Raw genomic sequence first — 16,774 nt, 5'->3', positions numbered from 1 at the left:
CCAGGGTCGCAAAGTGCAGGGTGAATTCTGCGGTGGTTTAAGGGTGGCTGGGCGGGGTTTAAAACCCGTCTATTCCTGCCACGCGTAATGTTTCAGCCAAAGCCAGTACTTGTGGATCGCGGAAAAAAGCGCTCAGTTGCGCTGCACGCCCCGGACCTATGCCATCGATGGCCAACCAGGCCTGGGTATCTCTGGCGACCAGCGTCTGCCAGTTGCCCTCCAGATTGCTGCGGGCCGCAGGCGGCACACCCAAGGCTTTGAGCCATTGTGCAAAGGGTCGTTGCCGAGCGCTGTGAAGGCTGTCGAGCAGTCGTGCGCGGCTGCGCTCACCCAAGCCATCAATGTTAGCAAGCTCTGTCGTATCCAGGGTTAACCAATCGAGAAAGCCTGCGATTAGACCGGCCTGGATCAATATGTTCCATGTCTCGCGACCCATGTGCGGCAACGCCAGGCCCTGGTTGCCGCTCAGCCAGGTCAGGCGTGCGAGCAGCTGTTCTTCGCAGCCTGGGTCCAGTTGCCAGCAACTCAGGGCGTGAAAGTCCTGCGGGTCGGGGACAGGAAGGTCGATCCGTTTGGTATTGCGCAGGATCACCTGGTCCAGTCGCGGGATCACTTGGCCTGCCAGGCTGATGGAAACCTGGTCGCCAGGGCGAATATCCAGCGCCTGCCAGCGTTTCAGCGAGCCGGCGCTGACCCGGCTGATCTGTCGGTCGTCCAGCCGCACTGGCTCCAGTTCCAGAATCGGCGTTATGCGCCCCGTGCGGCCGATCTTGAACTGCACCTTGCGGACCAGGGCCAAGGCCCTGGAAGCGGGGTACTTCCAGGCGACAGCCCAGTAGGGTGCGCTGACTTGCCAGCGCTTGGCGGGCGCCCGTGATGCCTGATGCAGTACCACCCCGTCGCTGGCGAAGGGCAGTGTGTGGTTGTACCAATAGGTGCGCCAGTGCGCGGCTTCGGTGATTGTCCGGGCGGGCTGGCTATAGCGCTGGCTGTCGGTGAAACCCCAGTGTGCCAGGATGGCCAGGCGTTCGGTAAAAACGGCCGGGCCGTCCGGCCAGGCCCAGACAAACAGGCCGATACCGGCGGCGTCGGCGTTACTCAACTGTCGGCGGTTCATCAGGCCGGCCACCTTGCTGCGGGCATTGAGCCCGCCCAGGGCTGATTGCACGTGGTCGTCGAGGCGCCAATACAGCTCGCCTTGCAGCACCACATCGATGGGCTCCGGCAGTTGCTGGACAATGCCGGGGATCCTGCGGGCGGAGGCTGACCAGTCCTGGCCGAGAGTACCATCGCCGCGGCTGATCACCTGCTTCAAGCGGCCCTGACGGTACACCAGCGTCACTGCAACGCCGTCGACCTTGGGTTGGATCCACACGTCGTGTCGGGTGTCCAGCCAGGCGCCGACGGCCTGTTCATCCAGGAGTTTTTCCAGGCCGGTATGCACAACCGGGTGTGGCAAGGTGCCCCGAGCGCTAGCCAGTGGGTTATCAGGTTTCGAGGGGGTTGGAGTGACGCACTGGCGCCAATGGGTCAGGCGCTGGCGGGCCTGGTCGTAGAGCTCATCATGGACGGGGGATTGGCCGAGGCGGTGGTAGCTGTCATCCCACAGGCGGACCTGTTCGGCCAGGGTGTCGACCTGTGTCCTGGCCTCGTCGGGGCAGTCTTCGGCCGATGCCAATAAGGGGAACGTGCTGAGTAACAGGGCAACCAATAAACGCATCATGAGCATCCTTGCTCGGAAAGGGTGCCCAGCCTAAATGAACCTCACGGCCACAAAAAAGCCCCGACAGTGCGGGGCTTTTTACCGGGTGTTTCTACTTACTTGAACAGACCGCCCAAGGCTTTCACGGCATCCGGCTTATCAGCCTTGGCCTCTTGGGTTTGCTGCTTGGCGTCGGCTTTGGCCTGGGCCTCGGAAAGTTTGTCACAACCTTTGTTGATCTGGTCTTGCGCCGCTTTGAAGGCCTTCACTTTCAAGGTGTCTTTGCTGGCTTCGGCCGCATCGATCTTGGTTTGCAGGTCTGCGGCTTGTTTTTGGCAGTCGCCGGAGTTGCCGCCGCCCAGCTGGGAGGTCAGGGCGCCACTCAGTGCGCTCAGGTCAGCGGCGTGGGCCGGCAGGGCGAACAGGCTGAGCAGAAGGGCAGCAGGGGCGAGCGTGGAGATGCGCATGAAAAACCTCAATGTTCGATTGCCTGTGCACGTGTCTATCCCGGGCTGGCGCAGGTCAATATCCAGATAAGGTTAGAGGGCCCGAGAGGGCGCGGATTCTAGAGGGCCATCATTGGGCCTGCAAGGTTTGGATCCAAAAAATGTGAAAGGGGTCGCGCAGGCCATAAAAAGCCCCGCCGGGCGAACCCGGCAGGGCTTTTGGGTGCAACGCGTGCTTACAGGCCGGCGGCGGTGCGCAGGTCGTTGGCGCGGTCGGTTTTTTCCCAGGTGAACGTGGTGAAGGTGTCGTCGCCGACAGTCTTTTGCGCAGGGGTACGACCGAAGTGGCCGTAGGCTGCGGTTTCCTGGTACATCGGGTGCAGCAGGTCGAGCATGGTGGTGATCGCGTACGGGCGCAGGTCGAAGATCTCACGCACCAACTTGACGATCTTGTCGTCGCTGATCTTGCCGGTGCCGAAGGTATTCAGCGAGATCGACGTAGGCTGGGCCACACCAATGGCGTAGGACACCTGAATTTCGCAGCGCTCGGCCAGGCCAGCCGCAACGATGTTCTTGGCCACGTAACGACCGGCGTAGGCGGCCGAACGGTCAACCTTGGACGGATCTTTACCGGAGAACGCGCCGCCGCCGTGACGCGCCATGCCGCCGTAGCTGTCGACGATGATCTTGCGACCGGTCAGGCCGCAGTCGCCCACCGGGCCACCGATGATGAACTGGCCAGTCGGGTTGATGTGGAACTGGGTGTCTTTGCTCAGCAGTTCGGCCGGCAGTACGTGCTTGACGATCAGCTCCATCACGCCTTCACGCAGGTCGGCGTAGGACACGTCAGGGTTGTGCTGGGTCGACAGCACGACAGCGTCGATACCCACCACCTTGCCGCCTTCGTAGCGGCAGGTCACCTGGGACTTGGCGTCCGGGCGCAGCCAAGGCAGCAGGCCGGATTTACGCGCGTCGGCCTGACGCTGCACAAGCTGGTGCGAGAAGGTGATCGGTGCTGGCATCAGCACTTCAGTTTCGTTGCTGGCGTAGCCGAACATCAGGCCTTGGTCACCGGCACCCTGGTCTTCTGGCTTGGCACGGTCGACACCTTGGTTGATGTCCGGGGACTGCTTGCCGATGATGTTCATCACACCGCAGGTCGCGCCGTCGAAGCCGACGTCGGAGCTGGTGTAGCCGATCTCGGTGATCACGTCACGGACGATCTGCTCCAGGTCAACCCAGGCGGTGGTGGTCACTTCGCCGGCGATGATCGCTACACCGGTTTTCACCAGAGTCTCGCACGCCACACGGGCGAACTTGTCTTCAGCAATGATGGCGTCCAGCACCGCATCAGAAATCTGGTCGGCGATTTTGTCCGGATGCCCTTCAGACACGGACTCGGAGGTGAAAAGGGAGTATTCGCTCATCTCGATGTTTTCCTGATATTACCGATGGTGAGTGTCGCCAGCCGGTCGCTGAAAATGGCGAACCTGGATCTGGAAACCATTACGTAAGCCTACATAGAGGCTTTCCCCGGGAACGAGCCCCGCAGCGGTGGCCCAGCGGGCCAGATCGTCCTGTTCAAAACCCAACCAGAGATCACCGCAGGCCTCCCTGGCCCAATTCTGGTTGTGGCTGCATAAATCCGTAACCAACAGGCTACCGCCGGGGTGCAGCAACCCGGCCATTTGCTTTAATGCGTCGGCGGGAGCGGCGAAATGGTGCAAGACCATGTTCAGCACCACGCAGTCGGCCTTGATCAGCGTGCCGCTCAAGGCGTCAGCCAGTTGCAGGGTCACATTGCCCAGCGATTCACGCTCGCACAACTGTCGCGCCAGTTCGAGCATCGCCGGGCTGTTGTCCAGCGCGGTCACCTGATGAAAGCGGCGCGCCAACTCCGGCAGAAAGCCGCCATCCCCAGGCCCGACTTCCAATGCCGTCGCCTCATCACTGAAGCTCAGCTTGTCCAATAGCGCCAGCACGCTGTCGCGGTACTGCGGCAGGCCGGCGATCAGGTCTTGCTGCGCACGAAACTTCTCGGCCACCCGTGCGAAAAAGTCCTGACTCGCCGCTGCGCGTTGCCCGTGGACCTGGCCGATGCGCGACTGTACGTCGGTTGGCAGGCTCAGGTTGTCCACTTCTTCGAGCAGGGCGGCGTGCAGCTTGCCGCCGAGCAGGTCGGTGTGGGGCAGGGCGCGGCGGTAAAAAATTGCATTGCCTTCGCGGCGCGTGGCTACCAGGTCGGCCTGGGACAGCACCTTCAAATGGTGGCTCATGCCGGACTGGCCGATGGCGAAGATCTGCGCCAGTTCCAGTACGCCGAAGGAATCGTTGGTCAGCGCACGCAAGACGTTCAGGCGCAACGGGTCCCCAGCGGCCTTGCACAAGGCTGCCAGTTCATCGCCGTCGTCGGGACGCAGTGAGGGCACGGGTAGGTTCATAAGGCCAGCAGTCTAGTGACGGGTGCATATCCTCGCAAGGCCAATATCAAAAAGTTTTGATATTGATCGATAAGTGGCGGTTATAAGCCGCCGCTATAACCGTTAGACGAACAAGTTGCCGATTTCTGCAGGCGATTGCCGGCAACGCACAGGAAAAACAGCCTCAAGTGACTATCTGTCATTGCCCGCAGGCGGTGGCTGAGGGAAAATGCCGGTCCTTTTTTGCGTTTCTTTTTATTCACTCTTTATTCAAATCCTCAGGAGAACAGCGATGCCCAGCCGTCGTGAGCGTGCCAACGCCATTCGTGCCCTCAGCATGGATGCCGTGCAAAAAGCCAACAGCGGCCATCCCGGTGCCCCGATGGGCATGGCGGATATCGCCGAGGTACTTTGGCGTGACTACCTGAAACACAACCCGAGCAACCCGTCGTTCGCCGACCGTGACCGCTTCGTGCTGTCCAACGGCCACGGCTCGATGCTGATCTACTCGCTGCTGCACCTGACCGGCTACGACGTCACCATTGATGACCTCAAGAGCTTCCGCCAGCTGCACAGCCGCACACCGGGCCACCCGGAATTCGGCTACACCCCAGGCGTCGAGACCACCACCGGTCCCCTGGGCCAAGGCCTGGCCAACGCTGTTGGCTTCGCGCTGGCTGAAAAAGTCCTGGGCGCGCAGTTCAACCGTCCTGGCCACGACATCGTTGATCACCACACCTACGTGTTCCTGGGTGATGGCTGCATGATGGAAGGCATTTCCCACGAAGTCGCTTCCCTGGCCGGTACCCTGGGCCTGGGCAAGCTGATCGCCTTCTACGATGACAACGGCATTTCCATCGACGGCGAAGTCGAAGGCTGGTTCACCGATGACACGCCAAAGCGTTTCGAAGCCTACAACTGGCAGGTGATCCGCAACGTCGACGGCCACGATCCGGAAGAGATCAAGACCGCCATCGACACCGCTCGCAAGAGCGCGCAACCAACCCTGATCTGCTGCAAGACCACTATCGGTTTCGGTTCGCCGAACAAGCAAGGCAAGGAAGACTGCCACGGCGCCCCGCTGGGTGACGCGGAAATCGCCCTGACCCGTGAAGCGCTGAAGTGGAACCACGGCCCGTTCGAAATCCCGGCTGACATCTACGCCGAGTGGAGCGCCAAGGAAAAAGGCCTGGCGACCGAAGCCGAGTGGGACCAGCGTTTTGCTGCCTACTCCGCCGAATTCCCAGAGCTGGCCAATGAGCTGGTGCGCCGCCTCGCCGGTGATCTGCCTGCCGACTTCTCGGAAAAAGCCTCGGCCTACATCGCCGAAGTTGCGGCCAAGGGCGAGACCATTGCCAGCCGTAAAGCCAGCCAGAACACCCTGAATGCCTTCGGCCCGCTGCTGCCTGAGTTCCTTGGCGGTTCGGCCGACCTGGCCGGTTCCAACCTGACCCTGTGGAAAGGTTGCAAAGGTGTCTCGGCCGAAGACGCCAGCGGTAACTACATGTACTACGGCGTGCGCGAGTTCGGCATGAGCGCCATCATGAACGGCGTGTCCCTGCACGGCGGCCTGGTGCCGTACGGCGCGACCTTCCTGATGTTCATGGAATACGCACGTAACGCAGTACGTATGGCCGCGCTGATGAAGAAGCGTGTGATCCATGTCTACACGCACGACTCCATTGGCTTGGGCGAAGACGGCCCGACGCACCAGCCGGTCGAGCAACTGACCAGCCTGCGTACCACGCCGAACCTGGATTGCTGGCGTCCAGCCGACGCGGTGGAATCCGCTGTGGCCTGGAAGCACGCCATCGAGCGTAAGGACGGCCCGTCGGCGCTGATCTTCTCGCGTCAGAACCTGCAACACCAAGTGCGTACCGACGCACAGATCGCCGACATCGCGCGTGGCGGCTACGTGCTCAAGGACTGCATCGGCGAGCCGGAGCTGATCCTGATCTCCACCGGTTCCGAAGTCGGCCTGACCGTTCAGGCCTACGACAAGCTGACTGCCCAGGGCCGTAACGTGCGCGTTGTGTCCATGCCGTGCACCAGCGTGTTCGAAGCCCAGGATGCTGGCTACAAGCAATCGGTCCTGCCGTTGCAGGTCAGCGCGCGTATTGCCATCGAAGCGGCTCACGCCGACTACTGGTACAAGTACGTGGGCCTGGAAGGCCGCGTCATCGGCATGACCACCTACGGTGAGTCGGCGCCGGCGCCAGCCTTGTTCGAAGAATTCGGTTTCACCCTGGAAAACATCCTGGGTCAGGCTGAAGAGCTGCTGGAAGACTAAGTCAGTCTGCGTTGTCTGTACTGGCGCTATCGCGGGCAAGCCCGCTCCCACATTTGGATCGCGGTCTAATGTGGGAGCGGGCTTGCCCGCGATGGCGTCAGAACATTCGACACCGAACTAACCTTGATCGAGAACCCCATGCCCCAACCGCGTCCCTACAAAGTTGCACTCAACGGCTACGGCCGCATTGGTCGTTGCGTCTTGCGTGCTCTGTTCGAGCGAGGGGCGGCTGCCGGGTTTGAAATTGTCGCGATCAACGATTTGGCCGACATGGCCAGCATCGAATACCTGACACGCTTTGACTCCACTCACGGCCGCTTCCCTGGCGAAGTGCGGGTTGAAGACGATTGTCTGCATATTAATGGCAACTGCGTGCAGGTCTTGCGCAGTGCCACCCCCGAAGGCATCGACTGGAAAGCATTGGGCGTCGACCTGGTGCTGGAATGTTCCGGTGTCTATAACACCCGCGCCGACGGCCAGCGTTTTCTCGATGCCGGCGCGCCGCGTGTGCTGTTTTCCCAGCCGATGGCCAGCGAGGCGGATGTCGACGCCACTATCGTCTACGGCATCAATCAGGATTGCCTGACCGGCGATGAGCTGCTGGTATCCAACGCTTCCTGCACCACCAACTGCAGCGTGCCGCTGTTGCGCCTGCTGGATCAGGCGATCGGCATCGATTACGTGTCGATCACCACCATCCACTCGGCGATGAACGACCAGCCTGTGATCGACGCCTATCATCATGAAGACCTGCGCCGCACCCGTTCGGCGTTCCAGTCAGTGATTCCGGTGTCCACCGGCCTGGCGCGCGGCATCGAGCGACTGCTGCCGGAACTTGCCGGGCGAATCCAGGCCAAAGCCGTACGGGTGCCGACGGTGAACGTGTCTTGCCTGGATATCACCATGCAAACCGTGAGCGACACTGACGCGGCCGAGGTCAACCGGATCCTGCGCGACGCCGCCACCAGCGGCCCGCTCAAAGGCCTGTTGGCCTACACCGAGTTGCCCCACGCCAGTTGCGATTTCAACCATGACCCGCATTCGGCGATTGTCGATGCCAGCCAGACTCGCGTTTCCGGCCCCAGGTTGGTGAACATCCTGGCTTGGTTCGACAACGAATGGGGGTTTGCCAACCGTATGCTGGATGTTGCGGAACATTATCTGCACATCGCCTCTAAACAACCTCAACAACAGTAACTCAGGAACTGCGACCCATGACCGTGTTGAAGATGACCGACCTCGATCTGCAAGGTAAGCGCGTACTGATTCGCGAAGACCTCAACGTCCCAGTCAAAGACGGTGTTGTCACCAGCGATGCGCGGATCCGGGCTTCGCTGCCGACCATCAAGCTGGCCCTGGAAAAAGGTGCAGCCGTCATCGTCTGCTCCCACCTGGGTCGTCCGACCGAAGGTGAGTTCTCGGAAGAAAACAGCCTCAAGCCTGTAGCCGATTACCTGAGCAATGCCCTGGGCCGCAACGTGCCACTGGTGACTGACTACCTGGGTGGCGTTGACGTGAAGCCCGGCGACCTCGTGCTGCTGGAAAACGTGCGCTTCAACAAAGGCGAGAAAAAGAACAGCGACGAACTGGCCCAGCAATATGCGGCCCTGTGCGACGTGTTTGTAATGGACGCGTTCGGTACCGCCCACCGTGCTGAAGGTTCGACCCACGGCGTGGCCAAGTTCGCCAAGGTCGCCGCTGCTGGGCCGCTGCTGGCTGCTGAACTGGATGCACTGGGCAAAGCCCTCGGCGCACCGGCCCAGCCGATGGCTGCCATTGTGGCGGGCTCCAAGGTGTCCACCAAGCTGGACGTGCTCAACAGCCTGAGCCAGATCTGCAACCAATTGATCGTCGGCGGCGGCATTGCCAACACCTTCCTGGCCGCTGCCGGCCACCCGGTGGGCAAGTCGCTGTACGAGCCGGACCTGCTGGACACCGCCCGCGCCATCGCTGCCAAAGTCAGTGTGCCGCTGCCAGTAGACGTGGTGGTAGCCAAGGAATTCGCCGAAAGCGCCGCCGCTACCGTCAAGCTCATCGCTGACGTGGCTGAAGACGACATGATCCTGGACATCGGCCCGCAAACTGCAGCCAACTTCGCGGAACTGCTGAAAGCCTCCCAGACCATCCTGTGGAACGGCCCGGTTGGCGTGTTCGAATTCGACCAGTTCGGCAACGGCACCAAAGTGCTGGCCAACGCCATCGCTGAAAGCTCGGCCTTCTCCATTGCCGGCGGTGGCGACACTCTGGCGGCCATCGATAAATATGGCGTGGCTGACCGTATCTCCTACATTTCTACCGGTGGCGGCGCATTCCTTGAATTCGTCGAAGGCAAAGTCCTGCCTGCCGTTGAAGTGCTGGAAACCCGAGCCAAAGGTTAAGGCCCGTGATCAGGAAAAGGAGCATTCCCATGATCAAGTCGTTGGCACTGGTGATCGCAGCGGGCCTTTTGGCCGGTTGCGGCAGCACGCCAAGCGCGGCGCAGCAGGCTGGAAAGCCGGCATCGCAGCAGAAAACGAGCTGCTACCAGGCGGACTGGCAAGCCGAGACCATGCCGGTGATCAACAAGCGCATCGGCAATGAGCGGCTGGAGAAATACGACTCCGCGCCCAACGGTCAGGAACAGGGTTGCCCTTGACGGGTCTGATCAACTAACCGACAGCATCGGTGGCCTTTGGCGCCGCTGCGAGGATTGGCAATGAAAGGCGTTTTCGCCCTGGCAGCCCTGGCCCTACTGGCCGGTTGCAGCAGCATGAACATGTTCAACAAGGCAGAACCTGCCGACAAGTGGACCACCTGGACCTGCGACAGCAAGGCCGAGGTCAACTGGCGCTTTGCCAATGCGGCCAAATCCGAGGTGGATGTACGCCTCGGTGGTTCCGACCAGGTTTACCGCCTTAAACAGGATGTTGCGGCTTCTGGCGTGCTGTACAGCAACGACCAATTGGCGTTTCACACGAAAGGTGAGGAAGGCCTGGTTTACTGGGTGGCTACCGACGATTTGATCGGGCGCGGCTGCAAAGCCCAATAAGCCTGACAGCAATAACGATTCAGCAGGCCAGGCATGCAAAACCTGACCGGCAATAACTTGAATAGCAGCCGCCGCTACGGCAGGCTTGCACGATTAACGACCCTCGACCGGGAGAGACAACACAATGGCACTTATCAGCATGCGTCAAATGCTGGACCACGCAGCCGAGTTCGGCTACGGCGTCCCAGCCTTTAACGTCAACAACCTTGAGCAGATGCGCGCCATCATGGAAGCCGCTGACAAGACCGACTCCCCAGTGATCGTCCAGGCGTCGGCTGGTGCGCGCAAATACGCCGGCGCCCCGTTCCTGCGTCACCTGATCCTGGCAGCCATCGAAGAATTCCCGCACATCCCGGTGTGCATGCACCAGGACCACGGCACCAGCCCTGACGTGTGCCAGCGCTCCATCCAACTGGGCTTCAGCTCGGTAATGATGGACGGCTCCCTCGGCGAAGACGGCAAGACCCCGACCGACTACGAATACAACGTGCGCGTGACCCAACAAACCGTGGCCCTGGCTCACGCCTGCGGCGTCTCGGTTGAAGGCGAGCTGGGTTGCCTGGGTTCGCTTGAAACCGGCATGGCCGGCGAAGAAGACGGCATCGGCGCCGAAGGCGTGCTGGATCACAGCCAGATGCTGACCGACCCGGAAGAAGCCGCCGACTTCGTCAAGAAGACCCAGGTCGACGCCCTGGCCATCGCCATCGGCACCAGCCACGGCGCCTACAAGTTCACCAAGCCGCCTACCGGCGACGTGCTGGCCATCGACCGTATCAAGGAAATCCACAAGCGCATCCCCAACACCCACCTGGTGATGCACGGTTCTTCCTCGGTCCCGCAAGAGTGGCTGGCGATCATCAACCAGTACGGCGGCGACATCAAAGAAACCTACGGCGTACCAGTTGAAGAAATCGTCGAAGGCATCAAGCACGGTGTGCGCAAGGTCAACATCGACACCGACCTGCGCCTGGCGTCCACCGGCGCAATGCGTCGCCTGATGGCCACCAACCCGAGCGAATTCGACCCACGTAAATTCTTCGGCGCCACCGTGACCGCGATGCGTGATGTGTGTATCGCACGCTACGAAGCGTTTGGTACTGCGGGTAATGCTTCGAAGATCAAGCCGGTATCGTTGGAAGCGATGTATCAGCGGTATTTGAAAGGTGAGTTGAACGCTAAGGTGAACTGAACCTCTGTCGTTTAAAAAGAAGCCCGCAGCGATGCGGGCTTTTTTGTGGCTGAGATTTGACTAGATAAGTTTGAGAGGCAGGAGGCTCACGGGATGATTGTTTGATTTTTGCACTAGCTGGTAGGTGCGTGCGCTTGTTTTCTGTAAAAATATAAATAGACCGCAATGGACGCCGATGCAGTTAAAAGTGTCATGCCTGCAGCCACGACAAAAGGTGCTGGGCGACCACCTGCGATTATTAGTATTGTTCCTAAAGAAGGTCCCGTTATAACACATAGTACTTGGATACTTCTGAAAGACATGGAAACTCTTCCGATATTGTCAGCAGGGCATAACTGCTGAAGAATTATATTCGAAGATATTATTAGTGTCTCGTAGCCAACGCCATTCAAAAACCAAACCAATGGGTAGAGATAGGATCTTCCAGGCAGTTGAAAAAATACCAAAGCTGCGGTCAGAATTAATGCTGTAGAGAAAACCACTAACGCGCCTGACCGAAGAAGAATCTCATCGAAGTTGTTCAATTTGAATTTCATCAGCAATGCGGCACATATTGCACCTGCGGCTGTTGCTGAGACGATTATTGAAAAGTTAACTGGAGGTAAACCTTCATAGGCTAGAAAGGACGCCAAATGCGGGTCGTAAATGCCTAAAGCCAGCGAAGTTAGCAGGGAGTACAAAAAACCCATGCGTAATTGAAAGGGTAAGGCATTGAATATAGAGAATCCTCTTGCCAGGTCGCGATAAAGTGGCAGGGCTTTTGAAGAGGTGCCCTTAATTTGCGTTCGGAATGCAAGGCAAATAGACCTTAGGAATGGGACGGTTAGTAAAACGGCGGCAGCCGAAAAAAAGAATAAATCCTTAGGTGATAATGCTGCCGTTAACACACCAGCAAATAACGGCGCGAAAATTTTGGAAGATTGATCAAATACACTTACGTGGCTGAAAAAAGATTTGCGCTCCTCAGCATGTATCAATTGCCGAACTACAATAGTTATCGAGGGGAAGTAGAATAAGTTTGACACGCCTTTGAATATGACGAAAAGCAAAAAGGTCTGGAGGTCCGGAGAAACTGCTAGCGCTATGGTAGACAGTGTGCGGAATAAGGCGCCGGATAATAGTGTTTTCCTTACGTCATATCGATCTATCAGCGTTCCTACTATAGGGCCTAGAAACAACATCGGGGCACCAAGGCAAAAAGCCAGGAACGCTATCGATGAAGATGAGGCATGCCATAGATACACGGGAGCCGTGAAGATTAAAAAAATATCAAGCCATAGTGAAAAGCTGGATAGCGCTTGTACGCAAATAAGCTTACTTGACGTTTTCATGATGCCGATCTGAATGAAGAAAAAGTGTGTCTTCAAATACGAAGCCGTCGAGCTCATGCTCACTGGCGAATCGATACAAGTCGCTCAGCCTATTTATAAAGCCGCGTCCGTTAAAGTTCAAAGAGGTGTTGCACAGTACTCCGACTCCTGACACAGCACGATAGGCGCTCAGCAATTGATGCATGCGACGATTCTGCGATTCATTCGTTCCTCAGTGTTATTGCCTTCGCAGATTTGCGATGCGCTTAAACCGTATGAGGGCTTATTGTGATTGTCAACTTCTATTTCTTGGGTTGTATTTTTTTTCAGCTGAGTCTTTGTGTGTTTTTGTAGGAAAGTACCGGATTGTTCTGATTGGTATTTCCTACATTTCGCTCCCTCGCTGATTTTTAACAATGCTCACTAATACACAAGGCTGTAACATCAAGTAGCACATGTGCCGAAGTTTAGGTTGTCGTTGCGGTTCACATATCGCAATCCCTCAGCGACATGCATAAAAATCCGGAGTCTTTCTCAGACTCCGGGTTGCCCGGTTGCTTGAGGAATAGTCAGCAATTCTTAAGTGAACAGCGCGAGTCAGTTAAGGACAAAACTTTTTGTCTTTTTATCTCTTAACTGACCGGCGTTGGGGCTTGCCCGCGATAGCCATGCATATCTGCGGCTCCCACAGGAATCGCGGTGTGTTTACCAAGGTAGCTTCACCGAGGAATCGTCCTTGGCACCACCGGACACTTCACTCGTGATCTATATCCAACTTCGCAAACGTCACCTTCGCCCCTTCCTTGCTGTCCCCACTGTTGTCCTGCACATACGCGCCTGCCTTGAAATACAGCGGCTTGGCCGCCCAGGCCGCGCCGATGCGCTCGTTCCATTCACTGTCGGCGGCGTACACGCTGAGTAGCCCAGCCTTGTTGAGGTTGATCACGTAAGTGAAGCTTTTCTCCAGCGGCACATTGGACGCGACGATGATCACGCGGCTTTCATCTTCATCCGGGCGCATGCGCACTTTGGCGACGATGTTGCCGGTCTGGGTCTTTTCCTTGAACTGGTATTCGAGCTTGATCAGTGGTTTTTGGCTGTCATAGGCGTGGATCTGGCCAATGACGATCTTGCCGCTGGAGGGCACCTGGTTCACGGCCAGGGTGGCGCGCAGGAAGTTGTCGGCGTCGGGGTAGGTCCAGTTGCGCAGGCGGCCGTCGGCGTATGTTTCGCGCAATTCACTGCGCGGGTAGATGGCGTTTTCGGTGCGGGTGCCGGTGACGGGGGTCCAGAATTGCACGTTGCTGCCTTCGGCCTGGAAATACTGGTCGTTGAAGCCGCTGAGCAGCTTTGGCGTGTCGATAGTCGCGGGGGGCGAGCCGACCGGAATGCTCAGGTTCCACGTGGAGAGGTCGATCATGGCGTTGGCCTTTTACAGGGGGTGACGGCTTTGGCCCGGGGGCCTGACAGGTTCTTTATAGGCGGTGGCCGTCCAGTTGTTAAACATTTGCTGGCAATTTATTGACGCCATAGGAATGCCAAAAAGCCATGTTTCCCATGAACCGTGGGCTGCAGAGGTTGACCGTTAGTCGGCTGACTGAACTTTGGCGCAATGATGGCATCCACGTCACTTCTGATTTTCAGGATCCGGGGCTAGAGTGAGGCCTTGATGTTTGTCCGGGTTTTCTGTCAGAAATGACCGGATTAGACCTAAGGAAGAGTCCCAGCATGGAATGCGCTCCACATCACGGCGATGGCAGTTCGGTTCTTCTGGTGGTCGATGACTACCCGGAAAACCTGATCAGCATGCGTGCGCTTTTGCAACGCGATGACTGGCAGGTGATCACCGCCGCATCCGGGATGGAAGCCCTGGAGTTGTTGCTGCTACATGAAGTCGATTTGGTGTTGCTGGATGTGATGATGCCCGGCATGGACGGCTTCGAAGTCGCGCGGTTGATGCGCGGCAGCCAGCGCACGCGCATGACCCCGATCATCTTTCTGAGTGCCAACGCCCAGTCGCCCGCCGCCGTGCTGGAAGGCTATGCCAGTGGTGCCATCGACTACCTGTTCAAACCCTTCGACCCGCATATCCTCAAGCCCAAGGTCCAGGCGTTGCTGGAGCACCAGCGCAATCGCCGGGCGTTGCAGCGCCTGAGCCATGACCTGGAGTCCGCGCGGGCCTTTAATGCGTCGGTGCTGGATAACGCCGCCGAGGGCATTCTGGTGGTGAGTGAGGAGGGCGTGATCGAATACGCCAACCCGGCGATTTCGCGGCTGCTCAACGCCACGATCCAGGAGTTGCAAGATCAGGACTTCCTAAGTTTCCTGCAAAAACCCCATGTGCCCGCCTGGCTGGACTCGCAGATGTACGCCGGTTATCGCAAGGGCGAAACCTGGCGTCTGCACGATGCGCTGCTGCGCACCCGCCGTGGCCAGCAGGTGCCGGTGGCACTGTCCTGCGCGCCGTTGCCCGCCGAGCAGAAGGCTATGGTGGTGACGGTGCTGGACATGTCCGAGGTCCGCCACTTGCATCAGCAGTTGGAATTCCAGGCCGTCACCGACCCACTGACCGGGCTGCTGAACCGGCGCGGCTTCCATCAGGCAGTGGAAAACACACTGTTGCGCAGCGAGCGCACGGAGCAGTCCCTGGTGTTGCTGTACCTGGACCTCGACGGCTTCAAGCGGGTCAACGATTCCCTGGGCCATGACGCCGGTGATCGGGTGCTGCGCTGGGTCTCGGAGCAATTGCAGGGCTGCCTGCGCTCCTACGACATTATCGGCCGCATGGGCGGTGATGAATTTACCGCGCTGCTGGAGTTGGAATTCCCGGAGCAGGCGGCAAAGATTTCGGAGAAGCTGATCGAGCGCGTCTCGGTGTGCCAGCAGGTCGACGGTCTGGATGTGATGCTCGGCGTGAGCATCGGCATTGCGACCTACCCGGATTGCGGCTCGGATCTGAATGGTTTGCTGCGTGCGGCCGACATCGCCATGTACGAAGCCAAGCGCGCAGGCCGTCAGCAATATCGTTATTACGACCAGGAAATGAACGGCCGTGCGCGCTCGCGGCTGATGCTCGAAGACAGTGTGCGCACGGCGATTCAAAACAGGGAGTTCACCCTGGTCTATCAGCCCCAGGTTTCCCTGGCGGATGGACGCTTGCGCGGCGTCGAGGCGTTGTTGCGCTGGCAGCACCCCAGCGTCGGCGACGTGCCGCCAGGGCTGTTTTTACCGTTGCTGGAAGAGGCGCGGCTGATCAGCCAACTGAGCGCGTGGATTTATCAGCAGGTCGCTGCCCAGCGTCAGATGTGGCAAAGCGCCTTCGATGACGAATTGGTATTGAGCGTGAGTCTGAGCAGCAGCCAGTTCAACATGCCCAACCTGGCGAACCAGTTGCAGCAGATGATGGAGCGGTATGGGCTGCAGACGCACCAGTTGGAGGTGGAAATCGGCGAAGACTGCCTGATGAGTAACCTGGAAGAGGCCGCCAAACAGCTTAAATTGCTGCGCCGCATCGGCGTACGCATTGCGCTGGATGACTTCGGCGCGGGGCAGTGCTCCTTGTCGCATCTGCGTGACTTGGCGTTCGACACCCTCAAACTTGACCCGCAATTGGTTGCGCGCCTGCCGGGTTCGGTGAGGGACACGGCGATGGCGCGCAGCATTATCGAGCTGTGTGGGCATTTTGATGTGGTCGTGGTGGCCGAAGGCGTGGAAACCCAGGAACAAGCTCAGTGGCTCAAGGCCCATGGCTGCCCGTTTATCCAAGGGCCGTGGGCGGCACAACCGCTGATGGCCGATGAAGTGGTCGACTGGTCTCGCGCCCGCATGCGCTGAATTCGCTACACTGGCGCCCATTCGAACCCTGTTGCAGACCTCCATGACCGCGCTGAAATACCTCCAGGCCTATCCCGCCGCCCTCCAGGAGCAGGTACGCCAACTGATCGCCAAGGACCAGTTGGGTGCCTACCTGGAGCAGCGCTACCCCGAGCGCCACGCGGTGCAGAGCGACAAAGCCCTGTACGCCTACGCGCTGGCCTTGAAGCAGGAACACCTGCGCAACGCGCCGGCCATCGATAAGGTGCTGTTTGATAATCGCCTGGACCTGACCCACCGCGCCCTCGGCCTGCACACCACGATTTCGCGGGTGCAGGGCGGCAACCTCAAGTCCAAGAAAGAGATCCGCATTGCTGCGTTGTTCAAGGACGCCGCGCCGGAATTTCTGCGCATGATCGTGGTGCACGAACTGGCACACTTCAAGGAATCGGACCACAACAAGGCGTTCTACAAACTCTGCGACTACATGATGCCGGGTTACCACCAGGTGGAATTCGACCTGCGGGTGTACCTCACGTATCGCGACCTGCAGGGCAAACCCTGACCGCACAAGGC

Annotated in this window: 14 protein-coding genes and 1 pseudogene; 8 read left to right on the top strand and 7 right to left on the bottom strand. The window is 58.9% G+C overall.

The window, feature by feature from the left end; all coding sequences use genetic code 11:
* Positions 1 to 58 precede the first annotated feature (58 nt).
* The 4 genes from ligB to AB3G88_RS26405 all read right to left on the bottom strand — a co-directional run bounded on the left by ligB (position 59) and on the right by AB3G88_RS26405 (position 4,589).
* Positions 59 to 1,723 (bottom strand): NAD-dependent DNA ligase LigB, encoded by a 1,665-nt coding sequence (ligB, locus tag AB3G88_RS26420; protein ID WP_480452346.1) that lies wholly within the window; start codon positions 1,721 to 1,723, stop codon positions 59 to 61.
* A 95-nt stretch (positions 1,724 to 1,818) separates the two neighbouring features.
* Positions 1,819 to 2,169, bottom strand: a complete 351-nt coding sequence (locus AB3G88_RS26415; RefSeq protein WP_099585793.1) for a hypothetical protein — start codon at positions 2,167 to 2,169, stop codon at positions 1,819 to 1,821.
* A 215-nt stretch (positions 2,170 to 2,384) separates the two neighbouring features.
* Positions 2,385 to 3,575 (bottom strand): methionine adenosyltransferase, encoded by a 1,191-nt coding sequence (gene metK, locus AB3G88_RS26410; protein WP_099585792.1) that lies wholly within the window; start codon positions 3,573 to 3,575, stop codon positions 2,385 to 2,387.
* 18 nt (positions 3,576 to 3,593) lie between these two features.
* Positions 3,594 to 4,589, bottom strand: a complete 996-nt coding sequence (locus AB3G88_RS26405; protein ID WP_099585791.1) for an ArsR/SmtB family transcription factor — start codon at positions 4,587 to 4,589, stop codon at positions 3,594 to 3,596.
* 271 nt (positions 4,590 to 4,860) lie between these two features.
* On the opposite strand from AB3G88_RS26405, the gene tkt reads away from it, so the two are divergent.
* The 6 genes from tkt (at position 4,861) to fba (ending at position 11,075) form a co-directional block, all read left to right on the top strand.
* The gene (gene tkt, locus AB3G88_RS26400; RefSeq protein WP_099585790.1) at positions 4,861 to 6,858 is read left to right on the top strand and encodes a transketolase; all 1,998 of its coding nucleotides are present in this window, start codon (positions 4,861 to 4,863) and stop codon (positions 6,856 to 6,858) included.
* 138 nt (positions 6,859 to 6,996) lie between these two features.
* The gene (gene epd, locus AB3G88_RS26395) at positions 6,997 to 8,055 is read left to right on the top strand and encodes an erythrose-4-phosphate dehydrogenase (RefSeq protein ID WP_480452342.1); all 1,059 of its coding nucleotides are present in this window, start codon (positions 6,997 to 6,999) and stop codon (positions 8,053 to 8,055) included.
* A 17-nt stretch (positions 8,056 to 8,072) separates the two neighbouring features.
* Positions 8,073 to 9,236, top strand: a complete 1,164-nt coding sequence (locus tag AB3G88_RS26390; protein WP_099585788.1) for a phosphoglycerate kinase — start codon at positions 8,073 to 8,075, stop codon at positions 9,234 to 9,236.
* Between the two features lie 29 nt (positions 9,237 to 9,265).
* Positions 9,266 to 9,493 carry a hypothetical protein gene (locus AB3G88_RS26385; RefSeq protein ID WP_099585787.1) on the top strand — a complete coding sequence of 76 codons (228 nt, stop codon included), beginning with the start codon at positions 9,266 to 9,268 and terminating at the stop codon, positions 9,491 to 9,493.
* 60 nt (positions 9,494 to 9,553) lie between these two features.
* Entirely contained in the window at positions 9,554 to 9,886 is a 333-nt protein-coding gene (locus tag AB3G88_RS26380; protein WP_099585786.1) for an MliC family protein, read from the top strand.
* A 124-nt stretch (positions 9,887 to 10,010) separates the two neighbouring features.
* Positions 10,011 to 11,075, top strand: coding sequence for a class II fructose-bisphosphate aldolase (gene fba, locus AB3G88_RS26375; protein ID WP_099585785.1), 1,065 nt, complete (start codon positions 10,011 to 10,013; stop codon positions 11,073 to 11,075).
* Positions 11,076 to 11,188: 113 nt separating this feature from the next.
* On the opposite strand, the gene AB3G88_RS26370 is transcribed toward fba, so the two are convergent.
* The 3 genes and pseudogenes from AB3G88_RS26370 to AB3G88_RS26360 all read right to left on the bottom strand — a co-directional run bounded on the left by AB3G88_RS26370 (position 11,189) and on the right by AB3G88_RS26360 (position 13,805).
* On the bottom strand, positions 11,189 to 12,406 hold the full coding sequence (locus tag AB3G88_RS26370; protein ID WP_480452338.1) for an MFS transporter: 1,218 nt from the start codon (positions 12,404 to 12,406) through the stop codon (positions 11,189 to 11,191).
* Positions 12,390 to 12,596, bottom strand: a pseudogene (locus AB3G88_RS26365) (carbamoyltransferase C-terminal domain-containing protein); the annotation flags it as partial. The pseudogene AB3G88_RS26365 and the gene AB3G88_RS26370, both read right to left, overlap by 17 nt.
* Before the next feature lie 543 nt (positions 12,597 to 13,139).
* Complete coding sequence (locus AB3G88_RS26360; RefSeq protein WP_099585784.1) at positions 13,140 to 13,805, bottom strand: polysaccharide lyase family 7 protein; 666 nt, start codon at positions 13,803 to 13,805, stop codon at positions 13,140 to 13,142.
* 308 nt (positions 13,806 to 14,113) lie between these two features.
* Between AB3G88_RS26360 and AB3G88_RS26355 the strand changes: the two genes are divergently transcribed.
* Positions 14,114 to 16,219, top strand: coding sequence for a putative bifunctional diguanylate cyclase/phosphodiesterase (locus tag AB3G88_RS26355; RefSeq protein ID WP_480452336.1), 2,106 nt, complete (start codon positions 14,114 to 14,116; stop codon positions 16,217 to 16,219).
* A 43-nt stretch (positions 16,220 to 16,262) separates the two neighbouring features.
* A complete protein-coding gene (locus AB3G88_RS26350; protein ID WP_017735682.1) occupies positions 16,263 to 16,763 on the top strand; it encodes a M48 metallopeptidase family protein in 501 nt (166 codons plus the stop codon).
* Positions 16,764 to 16,774 lie beyond the last annotated feature (11 nt).

It is taken from the genome of Pseudomonas arvensis (assembly GCF_056688935.1).
The sequence above is the reverse complement of the archived record's forward strand: the minus strand, read 5'-3'. Positions and strand labels throughout refer to the sequence as shown.